This is a genomic window from Acidovorax sp. FG60 (assembly GCF_057808995.1).
Genome location: NZ_JBMDJC010000012.1, coordinates 1 through 25,887 on the forward strand (window position 1 = coordinate 1; position 25,887 = coordinate 25,887).

Sequence of the window (25,887 nt, forward strand, 5' to 3'; positions counted from 1 at the left end):
TTTGGTGACTTTCTTTTGGCGAAGCAAAAGAAAGTTACTCGCATGCCGGGCGACTACCGGCCTCCGCACTCAACCCAAGCATGCTGTCCCAACCAGCAAGAACAAGCTTCGACAAGCTCAGCCCGAACGGACAGGAGGGCACCACAAGACTACAAAAACAATAGCACCCCGCGCTCTCTAGACAAGCGCCAGGCTCCAAAATCACCCCAGAACCCCAGACACCAGCCGCAAGACGCGATCACACCGCGCCGCCAGCGACTCATCGTGCGTCACCATCACAAACGCCGTGCCTTGGTCGCGCGCCAGCTGCAGCATCAGGTCAAACACGCCGTCGGCGGTGCTGCGATCCAGGTTGCCCGTGGGCTCATCCGCCAGCACACACGCGGGCCGCGTCACCAAGGCACGCGCAATCGCCACACGCTGGCGCTCGCCGCCCGATAGCTCGGCGGGTCGATGCATCAGACGCTCTTTCAAACCGACGGAGGTGAGCACCCGCTCAGCCTCGGCATGGCACTGCGCCAGCGGCAGGCGGCGGATGCGCAGCGGCATGGCCACGTTGTCCAGCGCGCTGAACTCGGGCAGCAGGTGGTGGAACTGGTAGATAAAACCCAGGTGCTGGTTGCGCAGCTGGCCCTGGCGCTCTGCTGACAGCGAAGACATCTCTTCGCCCTTGAGGCGCACGGTGCCTGCCGTGGGCGCATCCAGCCCGCCCAGCAAATGCAGCAGCGTGCTCTTGCCCGAGCCCGATGCGCCGACGATGGCCAGCGTTTCGCCCGCGCGGATCTGAAGATCCACGCCCTTGAGCACCGTCACATCAAGGCGGCCTTCGGTGAATCGCTTGGTGAGGCCCTTGGCCTCCAAGACCACCACTCCAACTTTCTGATCACTCATAGCGCAGCGCCTCGGCGGGGTTCACACGGCTGGCGCGCCAGCTGGGGTACAGGGTGGCCACAAAAGCCAACACCAGCGAGATGATGCCGATGGGCATGATGTCGCTGCTTTGGGGTTCACTCGGCATCTTGCTGATGAGGTAGATGTCCTTGGGCAAGAAGCTCGCGTTGAGCGCCTTCTCGATGGCGGGCACGATCACATCGATGTTGAACGCGATGCCCAGGCCCAGCAGCAGGCCCACGGCCGTGCCGATCACGCCGACCATGGCGCCCTGCACCACAAAGATGCCCATGATGCTCTTGGGGCTGGCGCCCAGGGTGCGCAGGATGGCGATGTCGGCGCGCTTGTCGGTCACCGTCATCACCAGGGTCGATACGAGGTTGAACGCCGCCACCGCCACGATGAGGGTGAGGATGATGAACATCATGCGTTTTTCGAGCTGCACGGCCGCAAACCAGGTGCGGTTCTGCTGCGTCCAGTCGCGGATGAGCAACTGGCCGCTCAGACTGCCCGCCAGTTGCTGGGCCACCTCGCGCGCCTGGTGCAGGTCCTTGAGCTTCAGGCGCACGCCCGTGGGGCCTTCCAGGCGAAAGATGCGCTGCGCATCCTCGTGGTGCAGCAGCACCAGGGCCGAGTCGTATTCGTAGTGGCCCGAATCAAACGTGCCCGCCACGGTCATCTGCTTGAGGCGCGGCACCACGCCCGCCGGGGTGACCTGCCCTGCGGGCGCGATCAGGGTGACCACATCACCAGCGCGCACGCCCAGCATGCGGGCCAGCTCGCCCCCCAGCACAGCGCGGAATTCGCCGGGCACCAGCAGATTCAGTGTCTTTTCGTTGGTGGCGGCCAGGTCCGTCACGGCGCCTTCCAGCGCCGGGTCGATGCCGCGCACCAGCGCACCCTTCATGTCCTCGCCGCGCGCCAGCAGCGCCTGCGCGGCCACGAACGGTGCTGCGCCCACCACGTTGGGGTTTTGCTTCGCCTCGGCCAGCGTGCGCGCCGGGTCGGGCAAGGCAGCGCCCTGGGGCGCAAAAATCTCGATGTGCGAGACCACGCTCAGCATGCGGTCGCGCACCTCTTTCTGAAAGCCGTTCATCACCGACAACACAATGATGAGCGCCGCCACCCCGAGCGCAATGCCCAGCATGGACACGCCCGAGATGAACGAGATAAAGCCATTGCGCCGCGTGGCGCGGCCCGCGCGCGTGTAGCGCCAGCCCAGGGCCAGTTCGTAGGGGATTTGCATGGATAAGGAAAGAAGGCACTGCAGAGTGCGGAATGCACGCCACAGGCCGGCCAGATTGTGGCATCCCGGACAATAGGCCCATGTCGGACACCAACCATTTGCTCATTCCCTACGCCGCCAGCGCAGCCACCGGATGCCAGCAAGCCCTGCAGGGCCTGGCCCTGCCCCACCTGGACCGGCTTCTGGCCCGGCTCAGCCCCCATCCCACCCACAGTGACAGCGGCGAGGAGACCAGCTTCTCCGCCCCCCACGAACGCGCCCTGGCGCGCGCGCTGGGACTGCCAGCGCAGGACGGGCGCATCCCGTGGGCCGCGTGGCACCGCCACCAGCAAGGCCCGTCACCCGAAGGTGACGCCTGGGCGTTTGTCACGCCCTGCCAGTGGCAGGTCAGCACCGACCACGTCACGCTGCGCAACCCCGAGCACCTCGCGCTGGATGACGCCGCATCGCGCGCGCTGCTGGCCATCGTCTCACCCTGGTTTGCCGAAGACGGCATCACCCTGCACTACGACCAGCCCACACGCTGGCTGGCCACCAGCCCCCTGTTTGCCGACCTGGCCACCGCCTCGCTGGAGCGCGTGCTGCAGCGCGACGTGCGCGCCTGGATGCCGGACGCAAAGGCGGCCCGGACCCTGCACCGTTTGCACAGCGAGATGCAGATGCTGCTCTACACCCACGCCTTCAACGACGAGCGCTCGGAGCGCGGGCTGCCGGTGATCAACTCGTTCTGGGTGCATGGCACCGGCCCAATACCCACCCCTGCCCCGTCTGCCCTCCCCACGCCGACGGTGCCCACCACCTTGCGCGATGCGGCACTGAACGAGGACTGGCGCGCCTGGGCCGCCGCGTGGACCGCATTGGACGCAGGTCCGGTGGCCGATCTGCTGCGCAAGTCCGAAGGCGGCGAGCCGGTGCAACTGACCCTGTGCGGCGAGCGCAACACGCTGGCCTTCCACACCGCCCCCCGCACCCTGGCCCAGCGTTTTCAAAGCCTTTTCAGGCCCCAGCGCTTTACAGACATGCGCGATAAGCTATGAAAATAGTAGCAAGAGACATTCCCCCCCGTGCCGCCTGGGCGCTGGAACAGGCCGGTGTGCATCCGCTGCTGGCGCGCCTGTATGCCGCGCGCGGTGTGCGTGCCAAGGACGAGCTGGACGACGGCCTGGGCAGGTTGTTGCCCCCCGCGGGCCTCAAAGGCATTGACACCGCCGCGCGCCTGCTGGCCGACGCCATGGCGCAGAACAAGCGCCTCGTCATCGTGGCCGACTACGACTGCGACGGCGCCACCGCCTGCGCCGTGGGCGTGCGCGGGCTGCGGCTGCTGGGCGCTCAACAGGTGGATTACCTCGTGCCCGACCGCGTGACGGACGGTTATGGCCTCACCGCATCCATCGCCCGCCGCGTGGCCGAGCGCGGCGCCGACGTACTCATCACCGTGGACAACGGCATCGCCAGCGTGGACGGCGTGGCCGAGGCCAGGGCGCTGGGCCTCACGGTCGTCGTCACCGACCACCACCTACCCGGCCCCGAGCTGCCCGCGGCCGACGCCATCGTCAACCCCAATCAGCCCGGCTGCACCTTCGAGAGCAAATCCATGGCCGGTGTGGGCGTGATGTTCTACGTGCTGCTGGCCCTGCGCGCCGAGCTGCGGGCGCGCGGCATTTTTGACGCGACCACCCAACCCAAGCTCGACCCGCTGCTCACCCTGGTGGCGCTGGGCACGGTAGCCGACGTGGTCAAGCTCGACGCCAACAACCGCCGCCTGGTCGCCCAGGGCCTGAAGCGCATCCGCGCAGGCCAGATGCCCGCCGGGGTAGCCGCGCTGTTCACCGCTGCCGGCCGCAAGGCGCCCGTGGCCACCACCTTCGACTTTGGCTTCGCCTTAGGACCGCGCATCAACGCCGCAGGGCGCCTGGCCGACATGACGCTGGGCATCGAATGCCTGCTCACCGACGACGCAGGCCGCGCCGCCGAGCTGGCGGGCACGCTCGACGGCATCAACCGCGAGCGCCGCGAGATCGAAGGCGGCATGCGCGACCAGGCCATGCTGATGGCCGAAAGCCTGTTCCAGGAAGACGAAGAACCGCCCCCGGCCATCAGCGTGTTCGACCCGGACTTTCACGAAGGCGTGGTGGGCATCGTGGCCAGCCGCATCAAGGACAAACTGCACCGCCCCACCTTTGTGTTCGCGGCCAGCAGCGCACCGGGCAAAGGCCACGAACTCAAGGGCTCCGGCCGCTCCATCCCCGGCTTTCACCTGCGCGATGCGCTCGACCTGGTGGCCAAGCGCCACCCGGGCGTGCTGCTGAAATTTGGCGGCCACGCCATGGCGGCGGGCTGCACGGTGGACGCAGACTCGTTCGATACCTTCGAGCAGGCGCTGGCCCAGGTCGCCCAGGAATGGCTGGACGCCGCCACCCTCACGCGCCGCATCGAGACCGACGGACCTCTATCGCCCGAATACTGCCGCGCCGACATGGTGGACACCCTGCACCACGAGGTGTGGGGCCAGGGCTTTGCGCCCCCCACATTCAGCGAAGAAGTGCAGATCGTGAGCCAGCGCCTGGTGGGCGAATCCAAAAATCACCTGTCGATCAAGCTCATGCACCAGGGCAACCCCGTGGACGCCATCTGGTTCGGCCACACCGAGCAGCTGCCTGCGCGCGTGCTGCTGGCCTTTCGGCTCGATGTGAACGAGTGGAAAGGCGAGCGGAAGGTGCAGTTCTTGGTCGAAGGGGCTCAGATCTAGGAGTCTGTCGGACTTGGAGCGTCGAAGCGAAAATTGGCCCCAGCGAGGACAGTGTTTGCCGGATTTGCAGCCCCATAGCGAGCTATGGGGCAAAAAGACGGTGGAAAATGGACCGCTGAGGTCAATTTGCAGCCGACGATTTCCAAGTCCGACAGACTCCTAGGGATGACCTGCATAACCCTCGCGAGGCGGTGGTAGTGCGGATCGGGATGGGGCACAAGGCATCTTTTTGCAGCCAATAGCCGCGCTATTGGCAAGAAAAGCAACGCAGTGGACCACCCGAGACCGCGCTATCACAGACCGCAGGGAGTTGTGCAGGTCATCCCTAGGGCAAGGCCCCACCCCGCTCAGGCCTGTACAGGGCCCTTGCTGCGCTGGCGGATCACCGTCACCGGCTCGCCGCCCTGGCCCCAGTTCTCAGGGTCCACCTCGTCGATGATGACGGTGACACTGTCAGGGCGCTTGTCCAGCACCTGCTGCATGAGTTGGGTGACACCGGCGATCAGGGCTGCCTTTTGGGCCGCGGTGGTGGGCAGTTCGCGCCGCGCGAGGCGGATGTTGACCAGGGGCATGGGCAGATCCTTTCGTCCATCGCAAAAAAACAAAGACAAAGGCAGCCGGGGCTGCCTCTGGGGTGCGGAGCAAAAACTTAAGGGCCTTTTTGGCCGCCAGCGCTTGATAGAAAAGCGCAAACAGCTAGCATTTAAATAGCAAAATCCACCACACCCAGCGGCCTTTAGAAGCTTTCCCAGTCGTCATCCCCGCCTTTGGCTGCAGCCCGGGGCGCAGGTGCAGCGGGCGCGGCCGATGGGCCAGGGGCGGCAGCGGGGCGTGCAGCGGCGGGGGCCGGTGGTGCCAAGCGAGCGGCGGCGGGTGCCTTGGTCGGCTTGGTTGCCTTGGGTGCTGCGGGTTGGTTGCCGAGGGCGGTTCTGGCCGCTGGCGCTGGCCGGGGCGCCGCAGACGGAGCCGGGCGGGGCGCTGCCGGTGCGCGAACCGCCATCGCGCCCACATTGAACACCGCCACCACCTCGGCCAGGCGCTGGGCCTGGTCGCGCATCGAGGCTGCGGCGGCGGTGGACTCCTCCACCAGCGCCGCGTTCTGTTGCGTCATCTGGTCGAGGTGCGTCACGGCCTGGTTGACCTGGGCAATTCCGTCGCGCTGCTCGGAGGAAGATGCCGTGATTTCTCCAATCAGGTCGCTCACGCGCTGCACGCTGGCCACGATCTCGCCCATGGTCTGGCCCGCCTGGGCCACCTGGGCAGAGCCCGACTCGACGTTTTCCACCGAGGCACTGATCAGGTTCTTGATCTCCTTGGCGGCCTCGGCGCTGCGCCCAGCCAGGCTGCGCACTTCGCTGGCCACCACCGCAAAGCCCCGGCCCTGCTCGCCCGCGCGGGCGGCTTCCACAGCGGCGTTGAGCGCCAGGATGTTGGTCTGGAAGGCAATACCGTCGATCACGCCGATGATGTCGCTGATCTTGCGGCTGCTGTCGGTGATCTGCTGCATGCTGGTGACCACCTGGCCCACCACTTCGCCGCCGCGCGCAGCCGCCTGGGCCGCCGTGCCCGCGAGCTGGTTGGCCTGGCGCGCGGTGTCGGCCGACTGGCTCACCGTGGCCGTAAGTTCTTCCATGCTGGCAGCGGTTTCTTCCAGGTTCGAGGCGGTCTGCTCGGTGCGGGCCGACAGGTCGTGGTTGCCGTTGGCGATCTGGATCGAGGCCGATGAGACGGAATCCACACCCACCCGCACCTCGCTCACCACCCCCCGCAAGCGGGTGGACATGGCCGACAGGGACCTCAGCATGTGGCCGAACTCGTCCTTGCGGGTGGATTGCAGCTCGCGCGTGAGGTCGCCAGCGGCGATGGCGTCGATGGTTTCCACCGCCTCGTCCAATGGCACGGTGATGGAGCGCACCAGCTTCCAGGCCAGCAGCAGCACCACCACAACCAGCACGGCCGACACCACCAGGCCCTGGATGGCGTAGGCAACGCGCCGCTGTGTCGTCTCGGCCCGGATCTCCTCGCGGCGCTTTTGCAGGACAGCAACAAAATCATCCTGCGCCTTGAGGTAGCGCGCCACCATGGGGGTGAGTTCATTGTCGGCAAACTGCTGGGTGGCCACGCCATCGCCCGCGCCCTTGAGCTCCCAGGTCTTGGCGGTGGCGGCCAGCACCAGCTTGCGTTCGGCCAGCACCTTGTCGAGCGCCGCCTTTTCCTCGGGCGCCGTGGCACCGGCCACGATCCCCTCTTGAATCTTGTTGATGCCGCCAATGATTTCCTTGACCTTTGCGTCGTACTGCTGGGCCAGCACCGCGTCGGTGGTGACGGCACCGCCCATCACCATATTGACGGCGGTTTCTGTGGCCCCCCGCCAGCGTATGGCCGCCGAGATGCGCTCTTCGATTTCGACCACCTGGTCCATCGCAGCCGACATGGAGCTGTTGGCCCGGTACTGCTGGAAGCCGGAGATCAACAGCATGGCCAGCATCAGCAGGATGAATGCTCCCCACAGCTTGCGCGAAACGCGGATATTGTCGATTTGCATGGTTCTTTTTCCTCGTGGACCTGGAAATGTAAGTGTGCGGCCAACGCGCGGCACGCAACATCCGATTGCGTCAACAGCAGGCCACAAGCCTACGCCAGCCCAGGCACTGCCCTGCCCTCTTTTTCCCGGGAAAAACCCGCACCCAGGGTGCTGAAGGTGACAGGACGGCCCACCCGGGGGTCAGCGGCACCTGGCAAGACTCCGGAGAACCCGTCCACGACGGCACAGGGGTTGGGCGGTGGCGCGCGATATCGGTACAAGCCCTAAAATGGCACGGTGACATCCATACTGAACGCCGACCTGCATTGCCATTCCGTGGTATCCGACGGAACCCTGACCCCGGAGGATCTGGCCGCCCGCGCGAAAGCCAACGGTGTCGAGCTGTGGGCACTCACCGACCATGACGAAATCGGCGGCCAGCACCGCGCCGCCGCCGCTGCCCATGCGCAGGGCATGGCCTACCTCACGGGCGTCGAAATCTCGGTCACCTTTGCCGACACCACCGTCCACATCGTCGGCCTGGGTTTCGACCCCCACGACACCCGACTGGCCGAGGGCCTGGCCGCTACACGCGGTGGGCGCGGCGAACGCGCCAAGGACATGGCCGAACAACTGGCCCAGGCGGGTATTCCGGGCGCTTACGAGGGCGCGCTGCAGTTCGTAGGCAACCCGGCATTGATTTCACGCACCCATTTCGCCCGCTTTCTGGTGGAGACCGGGGTCTGCAAGGACACCTCCGAGGTATTTCGCAAATACCTCATCGAAGGCAAGCCTGGTTATGTGCCGCACCGTTGGGCGTCGCTGGGCAACGCCGTGCGCTGGATCACCGAGGCAGGCGGCATGGCCATCATTGCCCACCCGGCGCGCTACAAGTTCAGTGCGAATGAAGAATTTGCGCTGTTTTCCGAATTCAAGGCCCACGGCGGGCGCGGGGTGGAAGTCGTCACCGGAAGCCACAGCGCAGCCGAATATGTCACCTACGCCGCGATGGCGAAGGAGTTTGGGCTGGCCGCCTCGCGCGGCAGCGACTTCCACAGCCCGGACGAGTCCCACACCGACCTGGGGACCTTGCCGCTGCTACCCGGCCAGCTCACCCCGGTCTGGGAACTGCTGGCTGAACGCATCCGGCACCCCGCTGCCGTTTGAGACGAGACGCACCATTTCATGGCCCAGTATTTCGAAGTCCACCCCGACAACCCCCAGCCGCGCCTGCTCAAGCAGGGCGCCATGCTGCTGCAAAAGGGCGGCATTCTGGCAGTGCCCACCGATTCCAGCTATGCGCTGGTCTGCCACCTGGACGACAAGGATGCCGTCGATCGCATGCGGCGCATCCGCCAAGTGGACGACAAGCACCACCTCACCCTGTTATGCCGTGACCTGTCGGAACTGGCCAACTATGCCCGCGTGGACAACCGCCAGTACCGCCTGCTCAAGTTGGGCACGCCCGGGCCCTACACCTTTATCCTCGAAGCGACCAAGGAAGTGCCGCGCCGCGTGAGCCACCCTTCGCGCAAGACCATCGGTCTGCGCGTGCCCGACCGTAAGGGCCTGCAGCTGCTGCTGGAGCTGCACGGCGCCCCGCTGCTGGCCACCACGCTGATCCCGGCCGGAGAGACCGAGCCCCTGAACGACCCGCAGGAAATCCGCGAACGCTACGAAAAGCTGGTGGACGCCATCGTGGACGCAGGCGCCTGCCCGCTGGAGCCCACCACCGTGGTGGACCTGACGCCCATGGGCAGCGGTGGCGAGCCCGAAGTGGTGCGCGAAGGCCGGGGCAGCCTGCAGGCGCTGGGGTTGTAGCCGCAGCTCCTCACCTCGACTGCCATAGCGCTTGCCCGGGGCCTCCACAACTGGCGCGGCCCCATCCCAGCGCCACCGTGGAACTGGCTTTGCCAGGCCACCGGTGGCGTCCCCCTGAGGGGGAAGCGGCGCAGCCGCTCAGGGGGCTATAACTTAAACGCACCCACAGCCTGCTCCAGATCGCGCGCCTGGGCTGTGAGCGAGGTGGCGGTGGAAACCGCGTTCTGAACCAGCGCAGCCGTTTCCTGGGTGGTGCCGTCCATGTGCGACACGGCGCCGTTCACATGGCTGATGGCATCGCTCTGCTCGCGCAGGGCGTGGGAGATTTCGCCGAGCAGTGCGCTGACCTGCCCGACGGCCGCCACGATCTCCTGCATGGTCTTGCCCGCCTTGCCCACCTGGCCAGCACCGTTTTCCACCTGCTCGACCGACGCGCTGATCAGCGCCTTGATCTCGCGGGCGGCCACGGCGCTGCGCTGGGCCAGATTGCGCACCTCGCTGGCCACCACGGCAAAGCCACGGCCCTGCTCGCCCGCACGGGCGGCTTCCACCGCCGCGTTGAGCGCCAGGATGTTGGTCTGGAATGCAATGCCTTCGATGACCTGAATGATGTCCACAATCTTGCGCGAGCTGCCACTGATGGCCTGCATGGTCAACACCACATCGCCCACCACCGCGCCCCCCTGCTCTGCAATGCCCGAGGCCTTCACCGCGAGGTCGCTGGCGGAATGGGCGCGCTCGGCGTTCTGGCGCACGGTGGCGGTCAGCTGCTCCATGCTGGCAGCAGTTTCGGTGAGTGAAGAGACCTGGTCTTCCGCATGGCGGGAAAGGTCGGTGTTGCCATGGTCGATGTCTGCGGCAGAGGCGCTGATGGCATCGGCGTCCTGCTTGATGCGCGACACCAGGTCGGTCAGCGTGTCCTCCATGGTGCCCAGGGCGTTCAGGAGCCGGCCAAAGTCGCCCTGCAGATCGGAGCTGAACTCCTGGCTCAGGTCGCCCGAGGCCACGGTTTCTGCAATCAGGATGGCCTGATTGAGCGGAGCCACGATGCTCATGCGCAGGCTGAACACAGCCAGCAACGCCAGCACAAACGCCACACAGCTGCAGCCGATGATCCATGCCCGGGCGCCTTGCAGGTGCGCCTGTGCTGCCTGGGCCTGGGGCGCCGTCACAGGCGCGCCCTGCAGTGCCTGCTCGGCCCCGCCGATGCCAGCCAGCGCCATGACCATCAACAGCAGCACCAGCAGTGCCATACCGCCAAACGCCAGGGCCAGGCGCGTTCCAATTTTCAGGTTGTTCCACATGATGTTGTGCCTCTCCAGGGCTGTTGTTTTGGTTTTTTGGGTCGCCCCGGGGGCAACTGTCAGATGCTAGCAATGATCACGGCGCTGCGGGTGCCATCGGCATACGTACATCCCACATAGAACTTGCGCGAATCGGGATGCAACTACCGCCTTGCCTGGGGGGAGCCGCTTGCCCCGGTCTTGGTTTAGTCAGTCCTGCCGCCATCGGCGCTCCATGTGTGCCGCGCGGGTCACCCCGGCAACGGCTGGGGTGACGGGCGTCTGAGACAATCGCTGGGTGGACATCTCCAATCTCATCCAAACCGTTCTGATCTACGCCTTGCCGGTGTTGTTTGCCATCACCGTGCACGAGGCAGCCCACGGCTACGCCGCGCGCCACTTTGGCGACAACACCGCGTACATGATGGGCCGGATCACCCTCAACCCGATCAAACACATCGACCCGGTGGGCACCATCCTGATGCCGCTGCTGCTGTACTTTGCGACCTCGGGAGCCTTCCTGTTTGGCTATGCCAAGCCGGTGCCGGTCAATTTCGGCAACCTGCGCAATCCCAAGAAACACATGGTCTGGGTGGCGCTGGCGGGCCCGGCGTCCAACTTCATCCAGGCCATTGGCTGGGCCGTGCTGCTGGTGGCACTGGTGGGCTCTGGCGTGGAGGAGCGCTTTTTCATCGAGATGGCCCGTGCTGGCGTGCTGGTCAACCTCGTGATGTGGGCGTTCAACCTGTTTCCGCTGCCGCCGCTGGATGGCGGGCGCATCCTGGTGGGCCTGCTGCCCTGGAAACAGGCGCACATGGTCTCTCGCATCGAGCCCTGGGGCTTTTTCATTGTGATGGGCCTGGTGATCGCTGGGGTGGTGGGCACGCTGTGGCTACGCCCGCTGATGTCGCTGGGCTACGGCGTCATCCAGTTTCTGCTCACCCCGCTCACAGCACTGTTGCGTTAATTTTTCTCCCCCCGTTTCTTGCTGACATCCTTCCCATGAGCATCACGCGTTTTCTCACCGGCATTACCACCACGGGCACACCCCACCTGGGCAACTTCGTGGGCTCCATCCGCCCCTCGGTGGCCGCCAGCCTCACGCCCGGCGTGCAGAGCTTTTACTTTCTGGCCGACTACCACGCGCTCATCAAGTGCGAAGACCCGGTGCGCATCCAGCGCTCCACGCTGGAGATCGCCGCCAGCTGGCTGGCCGCAGGGCTGAACCCCGAGAAGGTCACGTTCTACCGCCAGTCCGACATCCCCGAGATCCCCGAACTGACCTGGCTGCTGACCTGCGTGACGGGCAAGGGCGTGCTCAACCGCGCCCACGCCTACAAGGCCAGCGTGGACAAGAACACTGCCGCCGACCGCGATGCCGACGACGGCGTGAAGGCCGGCCTGTTCATGTACCCCGTGCTGATGGGCGCCGACATCCTGATGTTCAAGGCGCACAAGGTGCCCGTGGGCCGCGACCAGATCCAGCACATCGAAATGGCGCGTGACATGGCTGCGAGCTTCAACCACCTGTATGGCGAACACTTTGTGCTGCCCGAGGCCGCCATTGACGACCATGTGGCCACGCTGCCCGGCCTGGACGGGCGCAAGATGAGCAAGAGCTACGACAACACCATCCCGCTGTTCAGTTCGCGCGAACAGCTCAAGAAGCTGATCGGTGGAATCCTGACCGATTCGCGCGCACCCGGCGAGCCCAAGGACACCGAGGGATCGGCGCTGTTCCAGATCTACCAGGCGTTTGCCACGCCCGACGAAACCGCCGCCCTGCGCCAGGCCTACGCCGACGGCATCGCCTGGGGTGATGCCAAGAACACCCTGTTCGAACGTGTGGACCAGGTGATCGCCCCCATGCGTGCGCAGTACGAAGAACTCATCCACAACCCCGCCCGCATCGAGCAGACTCTGCTGGCCGGTGCCGAACGCGCCCGTGCGCTGGCCACGCCGTTCATCCGCGAGCTGCGCGCCGCTGTGGGCCTGCGCAGTCTGGCCCAGGCCACTGCGGCGCCCAAGCCCGCCAAGGCCGCGAAGACAGCGCTGCCTTCGTTCAAGCAATACCGCGAAGCCGACGGCAAGTTCTACTTCAAGCTGGTGGATGCCGATGGCCGCCTGCTGCTGCAAAGCACCGGTTTTGACGCGCCCAAGGAAGCAGGCCAGGCCATTGCCCAGTTGCAAAAAGACCCGGACGCACTTCAGACACTGGCACAGCGCCTGGCACCGGTGGAGGGCGTGAGCGCCGACGATGTGGCAGCCGCGCTGCAGGCGCTGGCAGAGGCTGCAGCCGCCGCGTAAACCGCTCTGTCCCTGTCCAACGCGGGATCCGAGGTCGGAATGCGCTGGGGGAAGCGGTCACTTTTTGATAGCTGCTCGCGCTTTACCAATAAGCGCTAGCGGCCAAAATCATTCAAATATTCATCTCCAGGGAGAATCCGCAGAATACCCGCCTGGCTGCGACAGAAGATGGTGGAGTGTGCGCAATGCGCCTACGCTGTCGGCGTGGGCCTTGTGCGTAAACTGTCCGTTCTGTTCTTGGAGACTCCCATGAAACTGCCAGTTGCCACCCTCTCCGTGCTCGCCGTGCTGGCGGGCTGCAACGCTACCAGCCCCCACCACCCCTCGGGGCCCATGGCATCGGGCCGTGACCGCACCTTCAGCGTGCCCGTGTACGGCACCGACACGTCGCCCGCCTATGCAGCGGCCACGCGCGAATGCCAGCGGCTGGCGCTGTTCCCCAAGCTGCTGCGCAACGATGGCTCGCGCCTGATTTTTGAATGCGTGAGCGAAGCCCCCGACCGCCAACCCTGATCCCCGACATGGCCTGGTTTCTGCGGCGCCCCCTCAGGGCGCATGGCGTGGGCCTGACAGCCGCGCTGGTCTGCGCCTGCGCCCATGCGGGGCCTGCGCAAAACACCGCCCCCGCCACCTGGACCAACAGCCTGGGCATGGTCTTCCAGCAGGTCCCGGCAGGCCGCTTCACGATGGGAGGCGTGGAGCCGCCCGATACCCTGGCACGCGCGTACCCGTCGCTGGAGGCCAGGCGCTTTACCGAGTTGACCGATGAAGGCCCCGCGCACACGGTGCACATCCGGCGGGCGTTCTACCTGGGTCGGCACGAGGTCACCGTGGGGCAGTTCCAGCGCTTTCTGGAGGCCTCGGGCTACCAGCCCGAATCGGAAGCCGATGGCACGGGCGGCTACGGCTACAACGCGCAGTACGACCCCGCCACCACCCAGCGCGGCGATGCCTTTGAGGGCCGCGACCCTCGCTATTCGTGGCGCAACCCGGGTTTTGCGCAGGGGCAAGACCATCCCGTCGTGAACGTCACCTGGAACGACGCCCAGGCATTGGCCCAATGGCTGAGCCGCACCGAAGGCCACCACTACCGCCTGCCCACCGAGGCCGAATGGGAATACGCATGCCGCGCTGGCACCCGCACCCGCTACCCACACGGCGACGCCCCCCAGGGCCTGCTGCACACCGCCAACACCTTCGACCAGGAGGCCGCCCCGCTGTGGCCCCGCTGGCAGCAGCACGCCTTGGCGGGCAGCGACGGCCATATTTTCACCGCCCCGGTGGGCAGCTATGCACCCAATGCCTTTGGCCTGCACGACATGTTGGGCAATGCCTGGGAGTGGGTGTCGGACTGGCACGGGGACACCTACTATGCGCACTCCCCGCGCAGCGATCCGCAAGGCCCCGCAGACGGTACCGTGCGGGTGCGCCGTGGGGGCTCGTGGCACACTTGGTCGTTTTATGCCCGCTGCGGCTACCGCAACTGGAACAGCCCGCAAACTCGGTACACCCTGGTCGGCATGCGGCTGGTGCGCGAAATCTCTCCCCAGCCACGTCCCCGGTCGCGGCGAACGACAGAGCGTTAACAAATGTCAACTGCCGGGCGTTAGGCCGGTGCGCTGCAGCGCAGACAGCGGTTGTCGCGAATAATCCGCAATTGCATTTTCGACAGGGGAGAAAACCATGCGCATAGCCGCGTTGGACGACGATGCGCTCCAGCTGGATCTGATCAAACAGGCCACGGAGGCAATGGGCCATGTCTGCCACACCCACCTCAACGGTGCCGACTTGCTGCGCGAGATGCGCCGCGAGACCTTTGACCTGTTGATCGTGGACTGGCACCTGCCAGACACCACAGGGCCCGAAGTGGTGCGCTGGGTGCGCAAAAATGTGGGCACCCAGTTGCCCATCCTGTTCGTCACGCACCGCCAGGAAGAGCGCGACATCGTCGAAGGCCTGGGCAGTGGCGCCGACGACTTCATGGTCAAGCCGGTGCGCATTGGCGAGCTCAATGCCCGCGTCTCGGCCCTGCTGCGGCGGGCCTACCCAGCCAATGTGGGGGGCGTGGTGGAATTCGGGCGCTACCGCTTCCTGTCCGAAACCCGGTCCATCGAAATTGACGGCGTGCCCGTGGAGCTCAAGAACCGCGAGTACGATCTCGCCCTGTTTCTGTTTCAGAACATGGGCCGACTGTTGTCGCGCGACCACCTCAAGGACATCGTCTGGGGTCAGGTGGCGGATGTCATGTCGCGCTCGCTGGACACCCACATCTCGCGCCTGCGCACCCTGCTGGACCTGCGGCCCGCCAACGGCTTCATCGTCTCGGCGGTCTACGGTGTGGGTTACCGTTTTGAAGCTGTTGAGGCCCAGCGAAGGGCCTGACCCCCAACTATCAACGGCGGCATCCTCACAGGACGCCATCGCCAGCCCGCCTGCACCGAGCGGCACGAAGGAGATTTCACGTGGCAACGAACACCGGCCGCCCCCGCTGGGCCCTGCGCGCCAGCGCGGCACTCACCCTGGGTTTCCTCGGTAGCCTGGCGGGCACCAGCGTCCAGGCGGCTCCCCCAGCCGCCACCACGCCGCAGGGCGATGAAATTGCCCACACCGTGCAGGAAGGGGACACGCTCGAAGGCCTGGCCAAGGCCTATCTGGCCGCGCCCCGACAGTGGCCTCTGCTGCAGGCCCGCAACAAGGTGACCAACCCCCGGCGCCTGGTGCCGGGTTCGGTGGTGTGGATTCCGGTGCGCCTGCAGCCCGCCGAGTCGGCCACGGTGGAGTTCGTGCACGGCACGGTCACCGCGCAAGCCCGCGCGGGCGACGCCCCGGCGCCCGTCACCCAGGGCGGCAAGCTTGAAGAGGGTACCGCGCTGCAGGTGGGGCCGGATGCTTTTGTCTCCGTCAAGCTGGCCGATGGCACGGTGGTGCGGGTGCAGGCGCAGTCCGAGCTGCTGCTGCGGCAGCTGCGCCGCCGGGGGCGTGCGGGCAGCCTGCAGTCGGTGCTGGAGATGCGCAGCGGTGCGGTGGAATCCAGCGTGCCACCCAATGCCGAGGCTTTTCGCCGCTTTGAACTGCGCACGCCCCTGGCCGTGACCAGTGTGCGCGGCACCCACTTTGGCGTGGCGATGGGTGAATCGGGCCAGACCACCGCATCGGTGCTCAGCGGCTCGGTGGCCGTACAGTCCCGCCAACAAGAAACCACTGGCCCATCCAATCCGTCTGCGGCAGCGGCCTCGATGCTGGCCCCGGGGCAAGGGCTGGCCGTGGCGGCCGATGGCAGCGTGGGCGCACCCCGCCCGCTGCTGGTGGCGCCCGACACATCGGGCGTCCCTGCCATGCTCAGCGATGCGAGCATTCTGGCCATCAACGTGCCACCACTGCCGGGCGCCGCGCGCTACCAGGCCCAGGTGGCGCAGGACGCCGACTTCACCCAGGTGCTGCGCCACGGCAGTTTTGCCGACGGCCAGCTGCGCTGGAAAGCCGTGGAAGACGGGCGCTACTACCTGTCGGTGCGCGCCCTGGACGACGCGGGCATCCCCGGTGTACCGGCCGTGCAGCCTTTTGTGGTCAAGACGCGCCCCGTGGCCCCGCTGTACCAGCAACCTGCGCCCGGCGCGGTGCTGGCCAGCGGAACGGGCGAGCTGCGGTGCACGCAGGTGCCCGGTGTGACCTGGTACCGCCTGCAGGTGGCCCGCGATGCGCAGTTCACCCAGCCCGTGCTGGACGAGCAACGCCTCACCGAATGCCGCCTGCCGCTGAACACGCTGCCGGTAGGCAACTATTTCTGGCGTGCGGCCAGCCTGCTGCAGCTGCCAAACAGTCCGAGCAGTCAGGCCGACCAAGGTCCGTTTGCCCCGCCCCAGCCCTTCTCGGTGGCAGACCGCCCCGCCACGCTGTCGCCCCAGTCATTGCAAGCGCAGGATGGCGACACCACGGTGCGGGTGCACTGGCCCGCGCAGCCTGGCCAGCGGTTCCGCCTGCAACTGGCCCCAGCCAACGACCTGGCGTTTGACAAGGTCGTGCTAGACACCCAGCTCGACACCCCTGCATGGACCGCCAGCAACCTGCCTGCAGGCGACTACCTCGTGCGCATCCAGGTGCTGGATCCCACGGGGCTGCAGAGCGACTTTTCGCCGCCGCGCCAGATCCGGGTCGGCTCGGGCATCAGCACGGGTTCGGGTCTGCCGGTCTCCACCTCGAACGGCCAGCCCGTGGCACGCCCTTGAGCCGCGCACGCCGTTTGCCCTGGGCCCGAGGGTTCTGAGCCCATGATGACCGCCGGACGCACCCGGGGCCAGCAGCGGCGCCTGGAATGGAGCCTTCTGGCCGCCGCCTTGCTAGGGCTGGTGGCCTGGCTCAGCACCGCCGACAGCCTGAGCCGGATGAACCACCTGGTGCAGGACGCTGGCCTGCGCCTGCTCTCGCGCCCCGCGCACCCCGACATCGTCATCGTTGCCATCGACGACCCTAGCATCGCGGCCATTGGCCGCTGGCCCTGGCGCCGGGCGCTACACGCAGAGTTGATCGCGCGCGTATCGGCACAGCAGCCCCGCGCCATCGGCATGGACGTGCTGTTCAACGAAGAAGACTTGGACTACCCCGAGGACGATGTGCTGCTGGCCGACGCCATGCGGCGCAGTGGGCGGGTGGTGCTTCCGGTGCTGCGGCGCGGTCATGGCCCGGCAGCCAACATAGCCGACCTGCCCTGGCCCGCATTTGCAGACGCCGCAGCCGGCCTGGGCCATGTGCATGTGGCCCCCGACAACGACGGCGTGGTGCGCAGCCTCTACCTGCAGGAAGGACCCGCCGCCGCGTCCTGGCAGCACTTCAGCATGGCGCTGCAATGCGTGGCCGCTTCCACATCCGCATCACACAAATCGCCCCAGTGCAATGCAGCGCGCGCCGCACCGGTGGCCGGCGGCGCTGCAGCCACAGAGCCTCCAGGCAGTGGCCCCTGGCAACGCGCTGACCGCACGCTGATTGCCTATGCCGGCGGCCCCGGCCACTTCACCACGTACTCCTACATCGATGTGCTGCGCGGCCAGGTGCCGGCAGATGCGTTTCGCGGCAAGTACGTGATCGTGGGCGCTGCGGCCTCGGGCCTGGGCGACATGTTTGCCACACCCGTGAGCGAGCAATCGCGGCTGATGCCCGGCGTGGAGGTGGTGGCCCAGGTGCTGGACGGCCGCCTGTCGGGCGTGCGGATCGAGCCTGCCGCCACCGCCCTCAACACCCTGTTCAACCTGGCGCCCGTGGTGTGCGCGCTGCTGGCTCTGCTGTTGCTGGGCCCCTTCGTGGCCTTGCTCACCAGCGCAGCGCTGGGCGTGGTCACCCTGCTGCTCAGCGTGGCCCTGCCTTCGTGGATAGGCCTGCAGTTCGCACCCGCTGCGGCTCTGACCGGGCTGGTGCTGGCCTATCCGCTGTGGAGCTGGCGGCGCCTGAGCGCAGCCGCACACTTCCTGCGACTGGAGATGGAGCGCCTGCAACGCGACGGCCTGTCGATGCGACTGCTGCACCGCCCCGGGGATTCCGGTGACTTTCTGGAAAAACGCATCAATGCTGTGGAACGCGCATCGCGCCAGTTGCGCGACCTGCACCACTTCGTAAGCGAAAGCCTGCAGCAGCTGCCCTCCCCCACCATCGTCTGCGACCCGCAGGGGCGCATCCTGCTCACCAACATGGCGGCACGCCGGCACGTGGGCGGAGACCCCCAGGTGCCGCTGCAGGGCCAGTCCGTGGTCGAACTGCTGCACGACCTGGTGCACACCGGCACCGGCCAGCCCCTGGTCACGCAGGACAAACTGCACAACCACCACATGCCCGAACAGAGCGAAGGCCGCGATGCCCAAGGCCGCAACCTGCTGGTGCTGTGCAAGCCCTTCACCGACTTGGCCAAGGCCGGCTGGCTGCTGACCCTGGTGGACCTGACAGACATGCGCCGCGCCCAGCTGCAGCGCGACCAGGCGATGAACTTCATCTCGCACGACATCCGTGCACCCAATGCATCCATCCTCACGCTGCTGGAGATGCAGCGAGCCTACCCTGGCCGCATGCCGGATGACGAGCTGATGCTGCGCATCGAGCGCTATGCACGCGCGTCGCTGGGCATGGCCGAAAACTTCGTCAAGCTCGCCAGCGCCGAGTCGCAGGAATACCGCATGGCGCCCCTGGACCTGGTGGCCGTGCTGGCCGAAACCGTGGACGACATCTGGGCCTTGGCCCGCGACCGGGGCGTGGAGGTAACCATCGCCACCGCGCCGGAAACCGCCCCCACCGTGGGCGACCGCGCCCTGCTGTCCCGCGCGCTGGCCAACGTGCTGAACAACGCCGTCAAGTTCAGCCCCGAAGAAGGCACGGTGCAGTGCTCCATCGTGCAACGGGGGGCCCACTGGATCGTGTCAGTGCGCGACGAAGGCCCCGGCATCGCACCGGAACTGCAGGGCCAGCTGTTCGCACCGTTCCAGCGACTGCACGACCGCAGCCACCCCGCCATCGGCGGTGTCGGCCTGGGGCTGGCCCTGGTGCACACCGTGATCCACCGGCACGGCGGAACGCTGGAAGTGGACAGCGATGTGGGACGGGGAGCGGAGTTCAGGCTGGTATTGCCCCTGGGCGCCTGACTCCAGGAGGCAAAACTCGCAAACCCCAGAATTGCTACGATTTTTATAGCAATTAATTCATGACCATAAAGCGCTAGAGCCAATTTTTATCCGAGATCAATCGATAAATCGACCACTCCCGTGCATGAATTCGCACAGAAAATCACCCCACCTACAGGCCGCACCGATCCAGACCAAGACGGCGCTGCACTCGCAATGACGGGCACGGGCCACTTTCATTGGCAGCGACCGTGCGAAGCCCCCCCCCTTGCGGTGGGTTCGGCCTTGCCATCTCCCTACCAGGGGCCGAGCGTGATCGCGACGGTCGAGCCCGGCGCCACATTGCCCTGTGTCTTGGAGGGCACATTGGGACCGCTGTACGACCCGTTGGGATTTTCATCGGCGCTGAATCCATACGCCGCCCCGCCGAGGAAGATGGGGGGGCCATTGCCTGCGATCCGTGCATCCTCGCCCTGCGCATTCGCGCAATGAAGGAATTTGGCATAGTAGTTGCAGGTTGAACCTGCACCGTACCACTGTGCCGAATCATTCCAGGCGGTGGTGGAGAAGCCGCTAGGGGGACTCTGGGTCGCAACTCCCGCCACCGCAACGCCCCTGCACAACGCTTCCCAGATGTTCATCTGCAGCAGCCCGGCATCGCCGCCGGATCCTCCCTCCTGGTACTGGCTGAACGCCTGCTGGAAAACATAGAGCGCACTCTGAAGGCCCTGCGGCGGTTGGTAGAACGTGTAGGTGTTCGTGCCATTCGAGAGCGTATAGGCCGCTGTGCTGACGGTGTTGAGGCTCTGCATCGTGCACTGCCCGGTATAGACATTCGTGCCGTCGCCACTGAGATCAATGCTGAGGTAACTGTTCACCGCAAAGAAAGCGTTCAGCGTTGCGTCCCAGTAACTTGCGAGGGAATCGGAGTCGAGCACCCCTGCCGCCTGTTTCGCGATCAGCATGTCGCTGGGATCAGAGATAGCGAAGAACTCGCCCTTCACCGTGGGCGGCGTGTAGCTGGAGCCAAGCGCACCGACCGTCAGCAGTTCGCCATAGGCTGCTGCGCTCGCGCCCTCTTTGGCAATGAAGTCCGTGTACGCACTTGCCATGGTCGCGCGGCTGATGCGGGGGTCCACACCGAAACTCTCGCCTGCGGAGCTGAACGACAGGTTGAGGCCAAAGCCATTCACGGCGCTGACATCGGCTGCTGCGTTGTAACCGAACTCGAAGAAATCGAACGGTCCGGGAGGTGAAGGCTGTGGCTGATTGCCGTAGGGCGGCGGCGGATACTGCATCACGGCAAATGCCGGGACCGCTTGCGTGGGGGCAACGGGCGGTGGAGTCGCTATCGGTGGTGAGGCTGCGTAAATTGGCAAAGGTGCCGGCTGAGTCGGAGCGACAGCGAAGACCAGCCGTTCGTTGCCATTGGTTGCCGTCGTAAGCGCAATGCTCGGAACCGAGGACATCTCAAGGAAAGCAAGCCCCTGGTTGAAGACCGCAACACTCACGCTGCCGCTGTTGTCTTTCAAGCCAGGACCATATGCACCCGTCAAATCATCGTTGATGCAGAGTTGGAGCTCGCCACTGGGAAAGGTCGATGGCATCAAATACGGCCCCCTGCCAATGAAGAACGGTGAACCTGTACTGCCAATCCTGCCGATGAGTCCGCCCATCGGCACACCGACAATGGGGTACTGCGTCTGATCGGTCGGAACATTGAGATCAGGACAACCGGCCGCATCGTAGAGCTGTCCGCTATTCGTGTCGGGGTCCGCACTCCAACCACCGCCCACATACGCAATCGTCACCGGAGTAGCGGATGGATTGACGTCGATACCGGTACTCTGCCAGGCCTGTATCGCGAGCACGGCAATCGGCAGCACCGAGGGCGCCGCGACGAATGCTCCACCGCTCCCGAGAAATTGAAACTGAAACGCCCCGCTCGGCGCTGCGTTGATCCAGCCTGCCACATAGGCTATTCCATCAGTCGCCTGAAGACCCGTGTTATCGGACAACACGATCGTGATTGATTCGGTGTTCATGGCTACTCCTTCTGTTGGAAAAATTGGGCCGTTGCCCTTCTCAGCAAACAAACGACATCAGCCCAGCGTGGCAAGCTGCGCCTCCGAGCCTGCAAACCAGTTCTGGTCCACGGCACCCACCACACCCGCCACCGGGCTGCCGCCATTGGAGGAGCCATCGCTGTACTGCCAGAACGTCCAGGACGACCAGGGCGGTGGCACGTGCGGGTAGGCCGAATACGCGGCCAGCCACAGCGGGCGGGAGGCCAGCACCTGGCAACCGGGCAGCGCCTGAAGCGCCTGCCAGAAGCCCGTGTCGGTGTAGACCATGGTCTGGCGCCCGAACAGCGCATCGGCCTCAGACAGGAATGCCAGGGCCCACTGCAGGACTTCGGCGGGGCTTTGCCCATCCAGGGTTTCCAGATCCAGCACCGGCGGCAAGTCCCCGGGCCCCAGCGTTCCATCGGCGCTGACCGTGTTGTAGAAAAACTGTGCCTGGGCGACGGCATCGCTGCCAGCATGGCCGAAGTGGTAGGCGCCTCTGCGCAATCCTGCGGCGGCGCTGCCGGACCAATTGGCACGGAAAAGCGGGTCCACATAGGCGATGCCTTCGGTGGCCTTGATGAAGGAAAAGGCCACGTTGCTGCCAGCCACGCTGGGCCAGTTGACGTTGCCTTGGTAGTGACTGACGTCGATGCCACGGGCTTGGACTGTCATGGCATCACACCACGCGGTTGAGCATGTCGACCTGCGTTTGCAACAGGCCATCAATGCGGATCGTCGTGGTCAGCGGCTGGCCTTCATCCCACATCACGCCGCAGTTGTATTGCAGGGTGTTGGGGTTCAGGACGCTGCCGTTGACCTTTTGCTGGTAGGTCGTGTCCCCACCGCCTGCTCCCTGAATGCCAATGCCCCAATGGCACCAGCCGTACCAGCTCGGCGACTTCATGACCATGGTGTAGACCGCTGAGCCGTTGTCGGGCAACACCGTATGCCCATTGAGTTCTGCCGTGAGCTTCATCAGGGCAGAACGGCAGGCGTCCTGCGCTGCCACATTGCCACCCAGTGCGTTGGCAAAATTGGCGGCCAGTGTGGTGTGATACGGCATCGTCTGCGGAAAAATCACATCGGTGACCGCAAAAAACTCCGCATTCAGACCGGTGGGAACACGCTCGGCATTGAACACGAAGGCGCCGTTGTCCGAGGTATAGATGGTGGTGGCTGCGTAGGGGTCGTCGGCATTCACGTATTCACCATTCAACGCCCAACCCCAGCAGGCGGCGTTCACAAAGGGCGCCTGCTGCGAGGTTGGCACCGTGGCACCGTTGCGAGGATGTGGCTGGCCCGCAGGAGCCAGCAAATTGCGTTGAGTGTCAGACAGGTAAGGCATGGTTTTCTCCGTCAATGGATCGGTGCGGATGGCAAGCTCATCTCGCTCGATACATTGTGGAGACCCTTTCCTCGCTTGGCGATTACAGCCCATTACACGCCATCACAGGTACTGACCCACCGCTCTGCACACCAGTCTGCAGCCGGCCTGGGGAGCAGATTCTTTGCACCGTCGTGCCGCTGCAGTCAATCCCAAAACTACCTGGCCCTGCAAACAGCGGGGTCAAAAATCAGTTGAACGGCTGGGCTGCGCGATGCCTTGCAACGGGGCGTCACGCCGTTGATATCCCGCGCAATTGCAAGCAGAACGTTAACTACCAGATTTGGTAGTTGCGTGGGGAGGACAGCGCCAACACACTCATTGGGCTGCATCGGGAATTCTTGGCGAACGCCCGGACAGGAAACCCGCGTCCGCTGCACAGCGGCATGCCACGGGCTGCGAGGCATCACATTCAGCCATGCGCGGGGCCAAAGGAAACCGCGCCGCAAGGTGTGACGAAGAAAAAATGAGGGACTGACTGATGGCAATCCTGAAAAACCGCGCAACACAGCGCAAGATCCATTTGCGAACACTTCACGTGTTTGGGCGAGGCCGTTCCTCGGACACCTTGCTGGAAAACCCGGATGCCTCGCAACTGCATGCATCGATCCGCTGGACGGGCAGCACCTGGGAACTGCACGACCACAGCCGCAACGGAACCCTGCTCGATGGCGAGCTGCTGTCCCACAGCGGAGCCTTTGCACTCCGCGTAGGAAGCACCATCGGCTTCGGGCGTGACGACGGCTCTGGCTGGGTTGTGGAAGACCTTGCAGCCCCCGCCAATCTGCTCTGGCCGCTGGGGCACGACAGCGCTCCCGTGCCACTGGAGCGGTCCAACCTGCTGCCCCAGGGCCAGCATGCCGAAGTGTCCATCCACTGCGCCGAGCAAGGCCGGTGGATATGCACCACGCCCCAGGGCAGCTGGGTGCTGGAAGACGGCGACGAGGTCCGATTTTCCAACCAGGCCTGGTGCTTCCTTGCGGCGCAGGAGGTCACATCGACCATGGAGGCCATGGTTGGCGCAGCGCCGTGTATTCGTCCACGCACGAGCCTGCATTTCAACGTCAGCCTGGATGAGGAACATGTGCGCCTGCAGGTGCAGGAGGGAGAGCGGCAGTTCGACCTGGGCGAGCGCACCCACCACTACGCACTGCTGACGCTGGCACGTTTGCGATGGGCCGATGCGCAGCGCCACCGGGACAGCCAGGCCCATGGCTGGGTCGAGCTGGAGCGCCTGGCGAAGATGCTGGGTGTGGAGCCCGGGCACCTCAACATCCAGATCTTCCGCATGCGCAAGCAACTTGCACTGGCCATGCCCGGCGACTCCCATGTCCCCGAGCTGATCGAAAGGCGCCGTGGCTCATTGCGCTTTGGTTGCCTGCGTTTCAGCATCACACGGGGTACCCAGCGGGAAGCCGATTTCGACCCCTTGGCCCTGATCAGCCCCATCCACGCTGAAGAGTCGCTTGCGGCCTGAGCCTGCCCCCCATCGCAATGACACGAGTGCCCACGCACGGTTTTCCCGTGGGTGTGCCGGGCTATCAATCGTTGGGTTTGCTGGGCCAGGGCGCATCGGGCCAGGTTTTCAAGGCCCGGCAGCGCAGCACCGGCCAGTTCGTGGCCATCAAGATTCCAAGCACCCCAGCCGCGCGCGATCCCGCCAACCGGCGGCGTGTGCAGCAGCGGCTGCACCAGGAAACCCGGGTGCTGTCTTTGTTGCACCACATCAATGTGGTCCGGCTCATCGATAAAGGCCTGGCCCAGGAGGGCGTGCCGTTTGCCGTGCTCGAGTACGTGACTGGCGAAACGCTGCGCGAATTCCTGCAGCGCCAGGGCCGGCTCTCATTGCCGGACACGGTGGGGCTGATGGCGCAGCTGCTCGATGCCCTGGCTTTCCTGCATGCCCACCATATCGTGCACCGCGACCTGAAGCCAGAGAACGTGATGGTGATCTCCAGCGGCACCACCTTGCACGCCAAGGTGCTGGACTTTGGGCTTGCCAGCCACCACGGAGAACCCCAGTTCACCGCGGGAGCCGAGGGCACGCCCGCCTACTGCGCACCCGAACAGCTGCGCGGCGAGGTGTGCGGGCCCGCCACCGACATCTATGCCTGGGCCTTGATGTTCGTGGAGTGCCTGAGCGCACGACCAAGCATCCAGGGCTCCAGCCTGACCGAGGTGCTGCAGCGCCAGCTGAGCACAGATATCGTCGCCTTGCCAGAGGAACTAGAGGGCAGTCCGCTGGCCGCGCTGCTCCAGCGGGCCTTGCAAAAAGACGTGCGCCGGCGTACCGCCGATGCCGCGCAACTGTACGGTGACCTTGCCCAGTGCGCAGCGCAGGTGCGCCAACTTCGCCCACCCAGCCACGCGGCAGGGCCGAGCCCTGCAGGTCCGTCCACATCCGGCCAGGCGCAGCAGGCCACCATGGATTCGCTGGAACGTCCCAGGTCGCAGAACGTCGATGCTCCTTCGCGCGCCATCCTGTGCCTGACCCTGCGCCTGTACCCCGCCCGCGATGCTTCCCTGGCCCTGTCCGACCTGCAGGAGATTCGCGAGCAGCAGCTGCGCTGGTGCGCCAACGCCGTGCAGTCGGGCCAGGGCCATGGCGCGGGGACGCTGGGAGACTGCATGCTGTTCCACTTCGAGCAGGGCCCCAGCAGCGCACAGAACCTGCAGCAGGCAGCAGCCTTGGCACAGGACCTGTGCATCCGGGTGCAACGAAGAAGCCGCATGCTGGAGGTGCAGCATGGCGTGCGCCTGGAAATATCAGGGAGCATGCACACGGCCACCCTGCAAGCCCACGGTGAGCCGTTGGACAGCCACCACGCGGCCAACGTGACGCTGCACCTGAACAGCCTAGCAGGCCCCGGAACCGTTCTGCTGAGCCACCGCGCGCACCATGAGCTGGCTGGCAGCGTGAAAATGGAGGCCTACGCCAGCACCAGCAAGACCCACCCGCCGGAACCCGAGCCGGTGTACCGGCTGGCACCCGTCACCCTCCAGTAGGCCTGAAC

The 25,887-nt window shown here is 65.6% G+C and carries 21 protein-coding genes; 13 read left to right on the top strand and 8 right to left on the bottom strand.

Going from position 1 to position 25,887, the window contains the following annotated elements; translation table 11 throughout:
• Positions 1-201 precede the first annotated feature (201 nt).
• Both lolD and ACODS0_RS17925 read right to left on the bottom strand, forming a co-directional pair.
• Positions 202-891 (bottom strand): lipoprotein-releasing ABC transporter ATP-binding protein LolD, encoded by a 690-nt coding sequence (gene lolD, locus ACODS0_RS17920; protein ID WP_121422573.1) that lies wholly within the window; start codon positions 889-891, stop codon positions 202-204.
• Entirely contained in the window at positions 884-2,137 is a 1,254-nt protein-coding gene (locus tag ACODS0_RS17925) for a lipoprotein-releasing ABC transporter permease subunit (RefSeq protein ID WP_488836209.1), read from the bottom strand. The genes lolD and ACODS0_RS17925 overlap by 8 nt, the downstream gene beginning before the upstream one ends.
• An 80-nt stretch (positions 2,138-2,217) precedes the next feature.
• On the opposite strand from ACODS0_RS17925, the gene ACODS0_RS17930 reads away from it, so the two are divergent.
• Both ACODS0_RS17930 and recJ read left to right on the top strand, forming a co-directional pair.
• Positions 2,218-3,174 carry a phosphoglycerate mutase gene (locus ACODS0_RS17930; protein WP_488836210.1) on the top strand — a complete coding sequence of 319 codons (957 nt, stop codon included), beginning with the start codon at positions 2,218-2,220 and terminating at the stop codon, positions 3,172-3,174.
• Positions 3,171-4,886, top strand: a complete 1,716-nt coding sequence (gene recJ / locus ACODS0_RS17935; protein ID WP_488836211.1) for a single-stranded-DNA-specific exonuclease RecJ — start codon at positions 3,171-3,173, stop codon at positions 4,884-4,886. Before ACODS0_RS17930 ends, recJ begins: the two co-directional genes overlap by 4 nt.
• A 347-nt stretch (positions 4,887-5,233) precedes the next feature.
• On the opposite strand, the gene ACODS0_RS17940 is transcribed toward recJ, so the two are convergent.
• Entirely contained in the window at positions 5,234-5,458 is a 225-nt protein-coding gene (locus tag ACODS0_RS17940) for a tautomerase family protein (RefSeq protein ID WP_488836212.1), read from the bottom strand.
• Between the two features lie 164 nt (positions 5,459-5,622).
• Positions 5,623-7,431 carry a methyl-accepting chemotaxis protein gene (locus tag ACODS0_RS17945; protein WP_488836213.1) on the bottom strand — a complete coding sequence of 603 codons (1,809 nt, stop codon included), beginning with the start codon at positions 7,429-7,431 and terminating at the stop codon, positions 5,623-5,625.
• 276 nt (positions 7,432-7,707) lie between these two features.
• On the opposite strand from ACODS0_RS17945, the gene ACODS0_RS17950 reads away from it, so the two are divergent.
• Both ACODS0_RS17950 and ACODS0_RS17955 read left to right on the top strand, forming a co-directional pair.
• Positions 7,708-8,577 (top strand): 3',5'-nucleoside bisphosphate phosphatase, encoded by an 870-nt coding sequence (locus ACODS0_RS17950; RefSeq protein ID WP_176888678.1) that lies wholly within the window; start codon positions 7,708-7,710, stop codon positions 8,575-8,577.
• 18 nt (positions 8,578-8,595) lie between these two features.
• Positions 8,596-9,231, top strand: a complete 636-nt coding sequence (locus ACODS0_RS17955; RefSeq protein ID WP_121420991.1) for an L-threonylcarbamoyladenylate synthase — start codon at positions 8,596-8,598, stop codon at positions 9,229-9,231.
• A 146-nt stretch (positions 9,232-9,377) separates the two neighbouring features.
• Here ACODS0_RS17955 and ACODS0_RS17960 read toward each other — a convergent pair whose 3' ends face one another.
• On the bottom strand, positions 9,378-10,535 hold the full coding sequence (locus ACODS0_RS17960; protein ID WP_488836214.1) for a methyl-accepting chemotaxis protein: 1,158 nt from the start codon (positions 10,533-10,535) through the stop codon (positions 9,378-9,380).
• Between the two features lie 277 nt (positions 10,536-10,812).
• On the opposite strand from ACODS0_RS17960, the gene ACODS0_RS17965 reads away from it, so the two are divergent.
• The 7 genes from ACODS0_RS17965 (at position 10,813) to ACODS0_RS17995 (ending at position 19,441) form a co-directional block, all read left to right on the top strand.
• A complete protein-coding gene (locus ACODS0_RS17965) occupies positions 10,813-11,481 on the top strand; it encodes a site-2 protease family protein (protein ID WP_055393480.1) in 669 nt (222 codons plus the stop codon).
• 35 nt (positions 11,482-11,516) lie between these two features.
• Positions 11,517-12,821: a tryptophan--tRNA ligase gene (locus ACODS0_RS17970; RefSeq protein WP_488836215.1), complete on the top strand. Its 1,305-nt coding sequence runs from the start codon at positions 11,517-11,519 to the stop codon at positions 12,819-12,821.
• Positions 12,822-13,070: 249 nt separating this feature from the next.
• A complete protein-coding gene (locus ACODS0_RS17975) occupies positions 13,071-13,334 on the top strand; it encodes a hypothetical protein (protein ID WP_055393485.1) in 264 nt (87 codons plus the stop codon).
• Between the two features lie 8 nt (positions 13,335-13,342).
• Positions 13,343-14,407 carry a formylglycine-generating enzyme family protein gene (locus ACODS0_RS17980; RefSeq protein WP_488836216.1) on the top strand — a complete coding sequence of 355 codons (1,065 nt, stop codon included), beginning with the start codon at positions 13,343-13,345 and terminating at the stop codon, positions 14,405-14,407.
• Between the two features lie 97 nt (positions 14,408-14,504).
• Positions 14,505-15,203, top strand: coding sequence for a response regulator transcription factor (locus ACODS0_RS17985; RefSeq protein WP_010463363.1), 699 nt, complete (start codon positions 14,505-14,507; stop codon positions 15,201-15,203).
• A gap of 80 nt (positions 15,204-15,283) precedes the next feature.
• The gene (locus tag ACODS0_RS17990) at positions 15,284-17,047 is read left to right on the top strand and encodes a FecR family protein (protein ID WP_488836217.1); all 1,764 of its coding nucleotides are present in this window, start codon (positions 15,284-15,286) and stop codon (positions 17,045-17,047) included.
• A gap of 42 nt (positions 17,048-17,089) precedes the next feature.
• The gene (locus tag ACODS0_RS17995) at positions 17,090-19,441 is read left to right on the top strand and encodes a CHASE2 domain-containing protein (protein WP_488836218.1); all 2,352 of its coding nucleotides are present in this window, start codon (positions 17,090-17,092) and stop codon (positions 19,439-19,441) included.
• Positions 19,442-19,716: 275 nt separating this feature from the next.
• Here the strand turns inward: ACODS0_RS17995 and ACODS0_RS18000 are convergent, their stop codons facing one another.
• Genes ACODS0_RS18000 through ACODS0_RS18010 form a run of 3 tightly spaced genes read right to left on the bottom strand, consistent with a single transcriptional unit; the run spans position 19,717 to position 22,834 of the window.
• A complete protein-coding gene (locus tag ACODS0_RS18000; RefSeq protein ID WP_488836219.1) occupies positions 19,717-21,465 on the bottom strand; it encodes a hypothetical protein in 1,749 nt (582 codons plus the stop codon).
• Between the two features lie 57 nt (positions 21,466-21,522).
• Positions 21,523-22,161, bottom strand: coding sequence for a glycoside hydrolase family 25 protein (locus tag ACODS0_RS18005; protein ID WP_488836220.1), 639 nt, complete (start codon positions 22,159-22,161; stop codon positions 21,523-21,525).
• A 4-nt stretch (positions 22,162-22,165) separates the two neighbouring features.
• A complete protein-coding gene (locus ACODS0_RS18010; protein ID WP_488836221.1) occupies positions 22,166-22,834 on the bottom strand; it encodes a hypothetical protein in 669 nt (222 codons plus the stop codon).
• A 520-nt stretch (positions 22,835-23,354) separates the two neighbouring features.
• On the opposite strand from ACODS0_RS18010, the gene ACODS0_RS18015 reads away from it, so the two are divergent.
• Both ACODS0_RS18015 and ACODS0_RS18020 read left to right on the top strand, forming a co-directional pair.
• Entirely contained in the window at positions 23,355-24,350 is a 996-nt protein-coding gene (locus ACODS0_RS18015; protein WP_121421001.1) for an FHA domain-containing protein, read from the top strand.
• 17 nt (positions 24,351-24,367) lie between these two features.
• Positions 24,368-25,879, top strand: a complete 1,512-nt coding sequence (locus ACODS0_RS18020; protein WP_488836222.1) for a protein kinase domain-containing protein — start codon at positions 24,368-24,370, stop codon at positions 25,877-25,879.
• The last annotated feature ends 8 nt before the right edge of the window (positions 25,880-25,887 follow it).

Bases quoted from the DNA above. Each gene is read 5' to 3' on its own strand.
- lolD (WP_121422573.1), bottom strand. From the start codon at position 891: ATGAGTGATCAGAAAGTTGGAGTGGTGGTCTTGGAGGCCAAGGGCCTC.
- ACODS0_RS17925 (WP_488836209.1), bottom strand. From the start codon at position 2,137: ATGCAAATCCCCTACGAACTGGCCCTGGGCTGGCGCTACACGCGCGCG.
- ACODS0_RS17930 (WP_488836210.1), top strand. From the start codon at position 2,218: ATGTCGGACACCAACCATTTGCTCATTCCCTACGCCGCCAGCGCAGCC.
- recJ (WP_488836211.1), top strand. From the start codon at position 3,171: ATGAAAATAGTAGCAAGAGACATTCCCCCCCGTGCCGCCTGGGCGCTG.
- ACODS0_RS17940 (WP_488836212.1), bottom strand. From the start codon at position 5,458: ATGCCCCTGGTCAACATCCGCCTCGCGCGGCGCGAACTGCCCACCACC.
- ACODS0_RS17945 (WP_488836213.1), bottom strand. From the start codon at position 7,431: ATGCAAATCGACAATATCCGCGTTTCGCGCAAGCTGTGGGGAGCATTC.
- ACODS0_RS17955 (WP_121420991.1), top strand. From the start codon at position 8,596: ATGGCCCAGTATTTCGAAGTCCACCCCGACAACCCCCAGCCGCGCCTG.
- ACODS0_RS17960 (WP_488836214.1), bottom strand. From the start codon at position 10,535: ATGTGGAACAACCTGAAAATTGGAACGCGCCTGGCCCTGGCGTTTGGC.
- ACODS0_RS17970 (WP_488836215.1), top strand. From the start codon at position 11,517: ATGAGCATCACGCGTTTTCTCACCGGCATTACCACCACGGGCACACCC.
- ACODS0_RS17975 (WP_055393485.1), top strand. From the start codon at position 13,071: ATGAAACTGCCAGTTGCCACCCTCTCCGTGCTCGCCGTGCTGGCGGGC.
- ACODS0_RS17980 (WP_488836216.1), top strand. From the start codon at position 13,343: ATGGCCTGGTTTCTGCGGCGCCCCCTCAGGGCGCATGGCGTGGGCCTG.
- ACODS0_RS17985 (WP_010463363.1), top strand. From the start codon at position 14,505: ATGCGCATAGCCGCGTTGGACGACGATGCGCTCCAGCTGGATCTGATC.
- ACODS0_RS17995 (WP_488836218.1), top strand. From the start codon at position 17,090: ATGATGACCGCCGGACGCACCCGGGGCCAGCAGCGGCGCCTGGAATGG.
- ACODS0_RS18000 (WP_488836219.1), bottom strand. From the start codon at position 21,465: ATGAACACCGAATCAATCACGATCGTGTTGTCCGATAACACGGGTCTT.
- ACODS0_RS18005 (WP_488836220.1), bottom strand. From the start codon at position 22,161: ATGACAGTCCAAGCCCGTGGCATCGACGTCAGTCACTACCAAGGCAAC.
- ACODS0_RS18010 (WP_488836221.1), bottom strand. From the start codon at position 22,834: ATGCCTTACCTGTCTGACACTCAACGCAATTTGCTGGCTCCTGCGGGC.
- ACODS0_RS18015 (WP_121421001.1), top strand. From the start codon at position 23,355: ATGGCAATCCTGAAAAACCGCGCAACACAGCGCAAGATCCATTTGCGA.
- ACODS0_RS18020 (WP_488836222.1), top strand. From the start codon at position 24,368: ATGACACGAGTGCCCACGCACGGTTTTCCCGTGGGTGTGCCGGGCTAT.